This window comes from Cyclobacterium qasimii M12-11B, assembly GCF_000427295.1.
In the GTDB taxonomy this organism is placed as follows: Bacteria; Bacteroidota; Bacteroidia; order Cytophagales; family Cyclobacteriaceae; genus Cyclobacterium; species Cyclobacterium qasimii.
In genome coordinates this window covers 1-11,589 of record NZ_ATNM01000163.1, presented here as the reverse complement: position 1 = coordinate 11,589, position 11,589 = coordinate 1, and the positions used below count along the sequence as shown (strand labels likewise).

10 protein-coding genes are annotated in these 11,589 nt (G+C 39.8%); all 10 read left to right on the top strand.

Annotated features, from left to right (window positions below; genetic code table 11):
• Positions 1-20 precede the first annotated feature (20 nt).
• The 10 genes from ADICYQ_RS21035 to ADICYQ_RS20990 all read left to right on the top strand — a co-directional run bounded on the left by ADICYQ_RS21035 (position 21) and on the right by ADICYQ_RS20990 (position 11,154).
• The gene (locus ADICYQ_RS21035; RefSeq protein WP_020893353.1) at positions 21-1,439 is read left to right on the top strand and encodes a sensor histidine kinase; all 1,419 of its coding nucleotides are present in this window, start codon (positions 21-23) and stop codon (positions 1,437-1,439) included.
• A 31-nt stretch (positions 1,440-1,470) separates the two neighbouring features.
• Complete coding sequence (locus tag ADICYQ_RS21030; RefSeq protein ID WP_040417416.1) at positions 1,471-1,725, top strand: sensor histidine kinase; 255 nt, start codon at positions 1,471-1,473, stop codon at positions 1,723-1,725.
• The gene (locus tag ADICYQ_RS21025; RefSeq protein ID WP_020893351.1) at positions 1,718-2,350 is read left to right on the top strand and encodes a response regulator; all 633 of its coding nucleotides are present in this window, start codon (positions 1,718-1,720) and stop codon (positions 2,348-2,350) included. The genes ADICYQ_RS21030 and ADICYQ_RS21025 overlap by 8 nt, the downstream gene beginning before the upstream one ends.
• 138 nt (positions 2,351-2,488) lie before the next feature.
• A complete protein-coding gene (locus ADICYQ_RS21020; protein ID WP_040417413.1) occupies positions 2,489-2,782 on the top strand; it encodes a hypothetical protein in 294 nt (97 codons plus the stop codon).
• 179 nt (positions 2,783-2,961) lie between these two features.
• Entirely contained in the window at positions 2,962-3,348 is a 387-nt protein-coding gene (locus ADICYQ_RS21015; RefSeq protein ID WP_040417430.1) for a hypothetical protein, read from the top strand.
• 466 nt (positions 3,349-3,814) lie between these two features.
• Positions 3,815-4,633, top strand: a complete 819-nt coding sequence (locus tag ADICYQ_RS21010; protein ID WP_040417427.1) for a phospholipase A — start codon at positions 3,815-3,817, stop codon at positions 4,631-4,633.
• Between the two features lie 368 nt (positions 4,634-5,001).
• Positions 5,002-6,396: an efflux transporter outer membrane subunit gene (locus ADICYQ_RS21005; RefSeq protein WP_051160313.1), complete on the top strand. Its 1,395-nt coding sequence runs from the start codon at positions 5,002-5,004 to the stop codon at positions 6,394-6,396.
• The gene (locus ADICYQ_RS21000; RefSeq protein WP_020893344.1) at positions 6,393-7,559 is read left to right on the top strand and encodes an efflux RND transporter periplasmic adaptor subunit; all 1,167 of its coding nucleotides are present in this window, start codon (positions 6,393-6,395) and stop codon (positions 7,557-7,559) included. Before ADICYQ_RS21005 ends, ADICYQ_RS21000 begins: the two co-directional genes overlap by 4 nt.
• Before the next feature lie 8 nt (positions 7,560-7,567).
• Positions 7,568-10,684 (top strand): efflux RND transporter permease subunit, encoded by a 3,117-nt coding sequence (locus tag ADICYQ_RS20995; RefSeq protein WP_020893343.1) that lies wholly within the window; start codon positions 7,568-7,570, stop codon positions 10,682-10,684.
• Positions 10,685-10,725: 41 nt separating this feature from the next.
• Positions 10,726-11,154: a DsrE family protein gene (locus tag ADICYQ_RS20990; RefSeq protein ID WP_081652415.1), complete on the top strand. Its 429-nt coding sequence runs from the start codon at positions 10,726-10,728 to the stop codon at positions 11,152-11,154.
• The last annotated feature ends 435 nt before the right edge of the window (positions 11,155-11,589 follow it).

Genomic DNA, 11,589 nt, shown 5'->3' with positions numbered 1-11,589 from the left:
GTAAATTTTATTAAGTATAGATGAAGAGTTTAAGGTCCTGGATAATATTGTTAATCAATTCTTTGGTGTTTTTAGTAGTGGTGACCCTTTCCATTTTTTCCTACAAAGAATTTAAATATGCACTTGATGAAAGGGTACTACTACAACTCTCTTCCATTAAAAAATTGAAACGCATTCAACTTGAGGCTTTTTTGAATGCCGAATTGGAAAATTTTCACAATGCTAATATTAAATTGGAATCCGACTCAACGATAAATCCCTATGCTGTAATTGCTGAAGAGGTTGATATCACATGTTTGCAAAACAGATTAAAATTGATGCCTAATGGTGAAAGTATAATTGATATTACCTCTTGTGCCAGAAAAGGAAAGGTGAAGTTGGCAATGGTTAATAAAATAGCAAATCGAGTCCGACAGATTGAATGCATAAATAATGATTTAATTCAAGACATACTTATGGAGCGTACAGGTATGGGACAAAGCGGAGAAACCTACCTGGTTGGGAATGACTATCGCATGAGGTCCGAATCAAGATTTTTCCCTGAACAGCCTCCTGGTCAAATTAAAGCCTCAACAATTGGTGCAAAACATGCTTTACTGGGAATTGATGGATTTGGAATCATTAATGATTATCGAGGAATACCTGTATATAGTTCCTACCATAAACTGGATATTGCCAATCTAAACTGGGCGATTTTATCCGAAATTGATGTAGTGGAAGTAACAGCTCCGCTTTTAAATATGAGAAATAAACTCATATTGATTTCCTTTCTGGTGTTGCTTTTTGCTTTAACATTTTCTTTTTTGATTACTGTTGTTTTGTCAAAGCCATTGTTAAATATGAGGCTTTTCCTCAACTTCATGACAAGAGGAAATTATGATTTTACAATTGTTAATAATTACCAGACCAAGGAAATCAAGGAGATGTTTGTGGCCTTAGAAAAATTACAAAAATCAATCCGAGAAGCCATTAATTTTTCTTCGGAGATTGGAAATATGAATATGAAGGCGAAATACCATTTGTCAGGAGAAGGGGATCTACTTGGTAAATCATTGATTGTCATGCAAAAAAAATTGATGGAATATGAGAATGCTGAAAATTTAAGCCGTTTGATGGCCAAAAAGTCATTGATTGAAGGGCAAGAGAATGAACGGAAACGATTATCCAAAGATTTACATGACGGTGTTGGGCCATTGCTTACCAGCTTAAAGCTAATGGTACATACCTCAGAATTATCCTCTCCAGATAAAAAAAGGATTAATGTTGTAGTGGATGGTACCATTGATGAAATCCGTAGGATGACCTATAATTTAATGCCTTCCGTTTTGGTTGATTTTGGAGTGGGGAAGGCACTGGAAAGTTTTATTGATAGAATGAAAAAACCAGTGGGGTTGAAATTGTTTATGAGGATGCCACCAAGGGCAAGGCTGGTAAATTAACCATAGACCTGGACATTTGTATTTTTAGGGTTTGTCAGGAATTGATCAACAATTCATTGAAGCACTCTGGTGCAAAAAAATAACTATTTCTTTAACAGAATTTAGTGATAAGCTCTCTTTGTATTACCTGGACAATGGTACTGGCTTTGACCTAAGTAGTATACAATATGGGGCAGGCTTGAGAAACATTAGGGAGCGAATAGAGATTTTTAATGGGTACCTTAGTATTAATTCTGATGTAAATGGCACAGAAGTGGAAGTAGAAATACCTTTGAAAGATGGATAAATTCAAAATTGCTATTGTAGATGATCACCAGTTATTCAGAGATGGAATCCATTCTCTATTGTCTAAGCAAGACAATTTTGAGGTGGTGATCAGTTCAGAAAATGGAAAGGATTTTTTTAAAAAACTTAAGAAAGGAATTCTACCAGAGCTATTGCTTCTCGACTTGACCATGCCTGAAATGAATGGTTTTGAAGTGCTTTTAAAGTTGAAAAAAAAGTACCCTCGCATCAAGGCGATTGCTATTTCAATGCACGATGATGGCAATTATATCATGCAGTCCATTAGAGGAGGAGCCTATGGGTATCTTCTTAAGAATGCTGATGAGGAAGAATTACTACTGGCAATTGACACCGTTCTCAAAGGGAATAAGTACTTTAATCAGGAAATTTCTCAACGCATGATCAATATTATGTCACTGGAAGGGGTCAGTCCCAAAAAGTTGTCTCCAAAAGAAATGGAGATCTTAAAATTGATTGCAGACGGTCAAACAACAAAGGAAATTGCTCAGAAACTCTTCATTAGTACACGAACCGTAGAGACCCATCGAAACAACATGATGAAGAAGCTGGAGGTAAAAAACACTCCGGAGTTGATCAATAAGGCAGCTCAACTCAGCTTGTTGTGAAAAACATCCGTATAAATACGGATACTTTTTAACGTAATTAAACCTACTATAATTTACCGATTTTCTTAGAGTATCTATACCCCTTGTTTAGCGTTAAATTTACTAGACAAAAGATATAAATTGTAAAACGGTAATTATATGAAAAGTTTATTGATAGCCTTCGCCTTTATGACTGTCGCTACTTTCAGTTATGCACAGAAAAATAACGACTTAACAGGTCCTGCTGCAAAAAACCAAAAACCTTGGCAGAACACTGAAAAAGCAAAAAAGGTTTATACCTTGGAGACTACTTCTAAAGCACAAGGTCCATCTGCAAAGAATAAAAAATCCTGGGAATCTACATCAAAAAATTACCAACAAGTAACGTTGGTTACAAATAAAACAAGGGTTACAGGTCCAAAAGCCAAAAATGCAAAAGTTTGGAATGACTAGTCGCGTTACAATATTTAGTACAGAAGCCTTACCAATTAAACGGTAAGGCTTTTTTTATGCCTTTAATCTCCCTTTACTGGAAGGCTTTTTTTCATTGAACCTATTATAAATCCATTTGAAGGTTAAATCAATTTTACAGTTTTTTGAACATGTATCCAGGTTCGATGGTTTGTTTATTTATGAATAAAAACCTCGAGGCTTCAAGACCAATACTCCCAAATCTAGCATTCCCCAAAGGGATGAGCAAAGAAGAATCATTTCAAAATTCAGTGATTCGTCCGGTTATCAAAATGCTGCATGACTTATTAGCGGTTCATTTTAAGCATTATATGGCAACAAAAAAACTCGAGTTTAGTCAATTATCTGAAAAAGAAAAAACCAATTTCATTGAAAGTTCCTTCAACAAAGACATGGCATTTAGAAGTGAAATCCGAGGTTTGGTTATAGGTCATTTTTCTACTGAAGAATTTCTTTTGTATGCTACCATGCAGCGTGGAATAAATAAACGTATTAATACCATTTTAAAAGAACGAATAAGTAGCAATAGGCAAAATTTTGTTGAGTAGAGCAGAAGCCTACGACTATTAAAAAGGCTCCTAAATTTCCTCCTAATTATAAAATCTTTCACCATTCTTATCCTAACTCTTTTTTAAGGATTAAGGTGGAATTATGCAATAGAATTCCCTTACCTTTTTAAAAAGTAAATTCTAGTAGATAATAAAATGAAAGTTAAGGGATCAATGTCTTTTAGAAGCTCCGTTCCAATCTTAAATACTTAAGACTTACTTTTCTTTACGCATTAATAATAAACAGTACCATTAAAATCCTGTTTATTTGATTTTGATGCCAAGTTTTGCTTAAGTTTGGTATATAGCTGTTAAGCAATCATTGGGCATCCATTTAGAAACTCGTTTCTTAATAAAATCAATTTTCAGTTTGAGTAAATTAAAGAACTGTAGGAGATCATCCAAAAATGGATTGTTGTTTCTATATTTTCTATTCTCATTTTCCATGACCGCTAATGCGCAAATCATGGAACTTCAATCAATGTGGGAAGACCAGATTGACACAAGTGAATTTAGTTTTAAGACCCAGAACTACCTTCAAATATCAGAAGAGGAATTTTTGGACCTATATGATGCACAACCTAGCTTTGGTATGTTTCGTGACAATTATTTTATTACAGGGGTGCCAACAAATAAGGATATCAACAAACAAACGGCTGATGTCAAATACCAGATAAGTGTTAGTCAGCGGTTGATAAAATCTAGGCTGCCCTTTCGAACTTCGCTATTGCTAACTTACACCCAGAAATCATTTTGGGACATTTACGAAAATTCTTCCCCCTTTGCTGATAACAATTACAATCCGGGAATAACCCTTATTAGGCCAGTTTTAATTAATCAGCAGTTAAAAGGCGGAGTTGCGCTTTCGCTTGAACATGAATCAAACGGACTGGATTCCATTTATTCCAGAAGTTGGAATTTCATTACGCTTTCAGGGGTGTATTTTTACAATGCCAATATTTCCCTTCAGGGCAAAATTTGGGCTGGGGTTTTAGGAGATGAAAACAAGGACCTTTTCCGATACCGAGGATTTGGATTATTGGCCCTGAATTACCGCAGTTACAATGATAATTTTTGGGCAAGCCTGGTGTTGAATCCAAGTAAAAAATTTAATGTGGTAAACACCATTGTAGAATTAAACTTCAAACCAATCCCTTCTTCCAACCAATACTTGTTCTTGCAATGGTACAATGGTTACGGGGAAAATCTTTATGACTACAATCAATATACCTCTATGGTCAGATTTGGCCTTTGCATCAAACCAGCCATGCGGAATTTTTATTGAATCCCTTAAATTCTCCAACCTTTCAGGTTGTGTTGATAATCAATCTTATGATAAAATTATAGAGTGAAACCTGGAAGTTTTATCTCTAGAAGAACCAATTGATTAAAGAAATAGGCTGTCGATATTAGGAAATCTATAGGATCAAAAAAAATTACCAGTTCCAAAGTAGGACAATAAGGTTATCAATTTACCCTAAAACATATTTTACTGCTAATAGTTAGATAGTTAAATGAAATAGTTGTCTTTGCATACCAACTGTTTTTTGTTATCTTCAAAAAAAAACCCAAAGACTTTTGTATTATAACCAATCATTAAACTTTCTATTTTATGGCACATCACGTGCCTTCAGAAAGTCTTCCTTTCCCATTATGATGTTCATAGGGGCCATCTTATTAACCTCAGGATGTGGAAATAAAGTCACTACCAGGGATGTTCCTGTAGCACTTCCGGAAAGTTTTTCTCTTCCAACGGGGGCTTCTGAACTTGAAACGGACTGGTGGACTACTTTTCAGGATGCCCAACTAAATGCATTGATAGATACTGCTATCACACACAATTTAGAATTGAAAAGCGCTTGGTTTGAGGTGGCACAAGATGCCAGTAATGTCGCCATTATTTCCTCTCAGCGCGTTCCTCAAGTATTTCTAGAACTTCAGGGAGGGGCTAGTAGACCCGCTCCTGATTTTGTAGGAGGAGAAAACACTCAATTGTCTTTGCGAACCAGCTATGAGGTAGATCTCTGGGGGCGGGTAAAGCAAAGTAAACTAGCCGCAGAAAACCGTTTAATAGCAACCTACCTGGATTACCAAACCCTTGCCATTACCATCGCCGGAGAAGTATCATTGACCTGGTTTTCTATTCAGACATTTCAGGAACAACTGGAATTGATCCAGGAACAAACGGAATACAACCAACAAGTGTTGGCATTGATCCGAGCACGATTTGCAAGTGGGCAGGTGAGAGGAGTGGACATCCTTCGTCAGGAACAACTGATTGAAAACACAAAAGAAGAAGCGCTTTCTGTACAAATGGAGATGAAAACATTGAGAAATAGGCTTGCCGTATTGCTTGGCATTGCGCCAGGCATGCTTTCAGTCGCTCAGGAAAGCAAATTACCAAGCCTAAGTTCCTTACCTGATGCAGGCTTACCCATGGAATTGATCAATAGACGCCCTGACATTCAAAGCAGTTTCAATCGCATGCAGGCTGCAGACAGGGAGGTGGCAGTGGCCATAAGCAATACTTATCCCAGACTGGCTTTTAACCTTACCGGAGCCCTAAGATCCAATACACTTACCAACCTGGTGGAATCTCAAGCAGCTTCTTTAACAGGGAGCTTACTGATGCCACTCTTTTACGGTGGAAGATTAAATGCCGAAAAAGAACAAGCAAAAGCCTTTAGAGAACAACAGGTTCAAGAATATGGACAAACCATTTTACAAGCCCTTCAAGAAGTAGAAGATGCAATGGTTCGTGAAAGCCTTCAGAAAGAAATAATCAGCAACCTTGAAAACCAATTAAAACTGGCAGAACGAGCCTTTCAGCAATTGAGGGTCGAATACTTAAATGGGTCCATTGCTTACCTTGACGTGCTGGTCACCTTGGATCAAATGCAGCAATTGAAAAGAGAGTTGGTTACAGAAGAATTGAATTTGCTTTTGTACAGGGTTTCCCTTTACCGAGCCCTTGCAGGAGGCTTCCAAACTCCCATCGAAAACGAGGGAGAATTTAGCATGAATGAAAACCCAATCCCGACAAAATGACTAAAAAGAAAACCATATTTATAAGCTTGGGATTATTGATTGGCAGTATTTTAATCGCCATGCTCTTCTTTTGGACAGCACCAGAAGCTGAAATGGAAGGAGCCTCAAAAACCACGGCCATGCTAGTGGATGTGGTGCAGGCGGAGCAGGGGGATTTCACGCCCACTATTGTGGCTACAGGCATCGTTCAACCAGCTACCGACATTTCCTTAAGCAATCAGGTAGGAGGGGAAATCACACGCATTGCTAACCAATTCCTTCCCGGTGCCTATGTGAAAAAAGGGGACCTGCTATTACAAATCAACCCTGCAGATTTTGAAAATACACTTCTATTGAGGAAAAGTGATTTATCGCTCGCTCAATCAGACTATGAAGTGGAGCTAGGCCGACAGGATGTAGCACTCAAGGATTACGAATTGATTGGAGATGAGTTGACTTCAGAAAATCAAAACCTGGTTCTTCGAAAACCTCAGTTGTTAGCGGCCAAGGCCAATGTAGAAGCTGCCGAAGCTGCAGTTAGCCAGGCATCGTTGAACTTGAATCGGGCAAGCATTCGGGCGCCTTTCGATGCGCATATTTTGTCACGAAATGTAAATCTGGGTTCTCAAATCACTCAAGGGTCAGACCTGGGACGTTTGGTAGGTATTGATGAATATTGGGTAATGGCCAATATACCCCTTTCCAAAGTCAACTGGCTGTCCATTGGGGAAGATGCAGAGGGAACAGGTTCACCGGTAAAAATTGTCCATCCAGCAGCCTGGGAACCAGGGCAATTCAGAGAAGGCCGAGTTTCAAGACTGGTTGGCGCTTTGGACAACCAAACCCGATTGGCCAGGGTTATCATTCGCATTGCTGATCCCTTATTGCGTAGAAAACCCAATCCGGATAAACCACCTCTGATCATCGGTACTTTTGTAGAAGTACAAATTGAAGCCCGGGAATTGAAGGATGTTACTCGCCTTGAGCGTCAATACATTCGTCCTGGGAATACCGTCTGGGTCATTCAAGAGGGAAAATTGAACATACGTAAGGTCAACATCCTCTTTGAGGACCAGGATTTCGCCTATATCAATGAGGGTTTGTCGGCCAACGAACAAGTAGTGGCAACAGATCTAGCCACTGTAGTAGATGGTTCACCGCTTCGTTTGGATGCAGATAAATAGTTAAAACCATGCAGGAACCAACAAACTTAGAAACTGAAAAAGGTGCCATTGCCTTTATGGCAAGAAGACCAATCATCACCAATTTGCTGATGGTAATCTTGCTGTTTGGAGGAGTGTACACCATGTACAACATTCAAAAAGAAGTTTTCCCACAGTTTCAACTTGACATAGTTGAAGTATCTGTAGAGTACCCCGGAGCTGCTCCAGAGGAGGTAGAGCAAGGCATTGTCTTGCCCGTAGAGGAAAAGGTTCGTGAAGTTCAAGGCATTAAAGAAATCATCTCTCAGGCAGATGAAGGTTCTGGAACGGTTGAAATCTGGTTCATTCCAGGTACAGACCGCATGAAGGCCCTGCAGGATATTAACCAGGCGGTAAGCCGAATACAAACTTTCCCCGATGACATTGAAAGACCTCAGATTATTCTTCAAAATCAGCAAATGGACGTGATGCAGGTTGGGATTTATGGCAATGTGGATGTTTGGACGCTTAGAATTTTAGCCGAAAGGTTGCGAACCAGATTACTTAGTGACGATCAGATCACTCAGGTTGAGATTGGGAATGTACCAGATTTTGTAACTCATGTGGAGATCCCAAGAAATACACTGTTAAAATACAATCTTACCTTGGGGCAGGTTGCCGACCTGATTGAAAATTCAAGTCGGGATATTCCTGCCGGCTCCATAGAAACCCTTTCCGGAGAAATCCTTTTAAGAATGGAGGAACGCAAACTGGTGGCAGAGGAATTTGCTACCATAGATATAATATCTTCCGAATCCGGCTCTACAGTTACCTTAGGGGATATTGCCAGTATACGAGATGGCTTTGAAGAAGTGGGTTTTAATGGTCAATTTGAACAGCAAAACACGGTGGACCTGGAAGTCTTCCGGATTGGAAATCAATCTCCTTTGGATATAGAGGCCACCGTAAAAGATATACTGGAGGAATTTAGACCTAGTTTGCCTCCAGGTGTAAAAGTTCGAATCGAAAGCAATAGAGCAGAAGATTTTCGTGAAAGGCTTTCTCTGCTGACTGAAAATGGGCTTATGGCCATCATTATTGTCCTCGTCATTTTAGGCTTGTTTCTGGAATACCGGTTGGCATTCTGGGTAATGATGGGCATGACCATCTCATTTGTAGGGGCCATGATTTTCCTTCCAGCAGTAGGCATCAGTGTCAACATGATTTCCATGTTTGGCTTCTTGATTGTTATGGGAATTGTGGTGGATGATGCCATTGTAGTAGGAGAAAACATTTACGAATACCGACAAAAAGGTTATTCTCATATGGATGCGGCTATTTTGGGGGCCAAAGATGTATCCAAACCTGTTATTGTCAGTGTATTGACCACAGTCATGGCATTTGTGCCGCTGCTTTTTATTCCCGGTGAAACAGGTAAATATTGGTGGCCATTGCCTGTAGTGGTAATAGTCGTACTCTTTGTTTCCTTATTCGAAGCCTTATTTATTTTGCCTTCCCATGTGACCAAGCCACCCAAAGAAAAAAAATACCTATGGGTCCGAAAACTGGAAACCTGGCAGGGAGCCATTGCATCGGGATTCAACCGCTTTATCAATACCTATTACAAGCCTTTTCTAGACCTTTGCTTGCGAAATAGATACCTCACTTTTTCTGCAGCCATCTCAATATTGATCCTGGTAGGAGGCTTTGGTTACAGTGATCACATGGGCATGGTGCTTATGCCTGAAGTGGCGGCAGATGAAATTGAGGCCGCTGTACGACTTCCTGTAGGGACGACAAATGATCAGGCCGCCAAAGTAGCAGTAGAAATCACAAACAATACCCACAAGATGTTTGAGACCTACAACCTTTATGAGGTGGCCTATGGGGTCAAAACAAATGTGCGGGGAAAAGATTTTATAGATGTGGAAATCGTCATGAAACCACCGGATCAACGGGATATGAGTCCAAAAGAACTTATCGCACTTTGGCGCGAAAACATTGGAGACATCAAGGGCGTGGATCAAATCAATTTTGAGGCCGAACGTGGACCGGGCGGAGCACGACAGGACATCAGTGTGGATTTGAGTCACCCTGATATCAATGTTTTAGAACGGGCAAGCCAGGCTTTCCTGGAAAGAGTGGAGACTTTTACCGAAACCAGAGATGTGAGTGACAACTATAACAAGGGCAAACTACAATTGGGTTTTGAACTGCTACCTGAGGGCCGAAACCTTGGACTTACGCCCAATATAGTAGGCCAGCAAATCCGAGATGCCTTTTTTGGTGCTTTGGCCATGCGGCAACTTCGTGGCATCAACGAATTTGAAGTACGGGTGAAATTGCCCCTGGAAGAACGAAAAGACATCAATTACCTGGAAGACTTCATTATTCAGGCACCGGATGGTACGGCTGTTCCTTTATTGGATGTTGTACGAATTAAGGAGGGAGAAACCTTTACAAATATCAATCGTCGGGATGGCAAAAGAGTGGTAAATGTGGGCATGGACGTAGAGCCTGCTGCTGCTCAAACCAGGGTATTAAAAGCCTTGAACGAGCAGGTATTACCTCAGTTGCGTGCAGATTTTCCGGGAATTGCCTGGACTTATGAAGGAAGTCAAGCAGAAATGCGGGAATCAACTGATGCTTTGTGGTCTGGATTCATTATAGCCATGCTACTGATATTTTGTCTTTTGACGATAGCACTGGGAAGTTATTCACAGCCCATTATAATCATGTTGGCCATACCTTTTGGGGTGGTAGGCGCTGTTATCGGGCATATATTATTAGGATATGATTTGTCATTGGTAAGTTTGATGGGCGTTATTGCTTTATCGGGAGTGGTGGTAAATGACTCACTCATCATGATTGACTATGCAAATAAGCATAGGGGCGTATTAACTGCTTATGAAGCCATTCATGAGGCAGGAGTAAGGCGTTTTCGGCCCATCATTTTGACCACTCTGACGACATTTGGTGGCTTGACACCTATCATTCTGGAAACCTCTAGTCAGGCATTCCAATTGATTCCCATGGCCATATCTCTTGGTTTTGGAATCATTTTCGCTACGGCAATTATATTGGTAATTGTTCCTTGTCTTTATATGATTTTCGAGGACCTGGTGGAAGCCGTAAAACCAAAAGAAAAGGAAAAAGCATCTGTTTAAATATTAAATAATGGTTTATATTTAGGCAAATAAATTTAACCATGAAAAGATACATCCATTTATTGTTGTTCATACTTCTGATGAGCAGCCCATTATTGCTTTCTGCCCAAGTGGTAGATCAGGAAGTACATCACGTTGTTTTTCAAGTCACCAAAGGGGAAGTTGCTGACCAAAATAAAGCCATAGCTCAGCTTAACAATATCTTAAAAGCATTGCCAAATGCTGAAATAGAGGTGGTTTGTCACAGTGGCGCGCTACCAATGGTTCTTAAAGAAAAGAGCCAGGTACTAGAGGGCATTGTTAAATTACAAAGCAGGGGAGTGGTTTTTGCCGCCTGTGAAAACACCATGCGTAGAGCGAAGGCAAGCAAAGAAGACCTGGTAGACGGAGCCATTACTGTTCCTTCTGGCCTGGCAGAAATCATAATCAAGCAGGAGCAAGGTTGGGCTTATATTAAGGCAGGGAATTAATTGCTAAAGTTTGAAAATACTGTGACTTAAGTCAGATAGATGCACGGTTTCTAGGGATTCCTAATGCCGCCAAAATCACTTTATTTCCAATAAATTCCACGGGTGAAAACTCGTGGAATTTATTTTTGAATCCCTACAGGCTTCCTTAGATTCGTCACAAAGGACAGTAAATCAATAACACCAATCCCATTATAAAGACTAATTGGTCTAATGGATCTGAACAACAATAACTGTTGTTTGTACTTTCGGTTCTCATTCAGGTGTCAGTTGCTGAACCCCAATCTCAAAACATCCTAATCTCCATATGTTCGCAACATTTCCCTATGAAAGTAGGGAAATCCCAATACATAGTCAGGATTAAACAAACAATTACCACGGGCAAAAGAACCTGAAAAACAACAACCATTGGTCAAACCTACGAGGCATATCCAAACC

What these genes read in the sequence shown, in the direction of transcription:
- ADICYQ_RS21035 (WP_020893353.1), top strand. Translation starts at nt 21, where the DNA reads ATGAAGAGTTTAAGGTCCTGGATAATATTGTTAATCAATTCTTTGGTG.
- ADICYQ_RS21025 (WP_020893351.1), top strand. Translation starts at nt 1,718, where the DNA reads ATGGATAAATTCAAAATTGCTATTGTAGATGATCACCAGTTATTCAGA.
- ADICYQ_RS21020 (WP_040417413.1), top strand. Translation starts at nt 2,489, where the DNA reads ATGAAAAGTTTATTGATAGCCTTCGCCTTTATGACTGTCGCTACTTTC.
- ADICYQ_RS21015 (WP_040417430.1), top strand. Translation starts at nt 2,962, where the DNA reads ATGAATAAAAACCTCGAGGCTTCAAGACCAATACTCCCAAATCTAGCA.
- ADICYQ_RS21010 (WP_040417427.1), top strand. Translation starts at nt 3,815, where the DNA reads ATGGAACTTCAATCAATGTGGGAAGACCAGATTGACACAAGTGAATTT.
- ADICYQ_RS21005 (WP_051160313.1), top strand. Translation starts at nt 5,002, where the DNA reads ATGATGTTCATAGGGGCCATCTTATTAACCTCAGGATGTGGAAATAAA.
- ADICYQ_RS21000 (WP_020893344.1), top strand. Translation starts at nt 6,393, where the DNA reads ATGACTAAAAAGAAAACCATATTTATAAGCTTGGGATTATTGATTGGC.
- ADICYQ_RS20995 (WP_020893343.1), top strand. Translation starts at nt 7,568, where the DNA reads ATGCAGGAACCAACAAACTTAGAAACTGAAAAAGGTGCCATTGCCTTT.
- ADICYQ_RS20990 (WP_081652415.1), top strand. Translation starts at nt 10,726, where the DNA reads ATGAAAAGATACATCCATTTATTGTTGTTCATACTTCTGATGAGCAGC.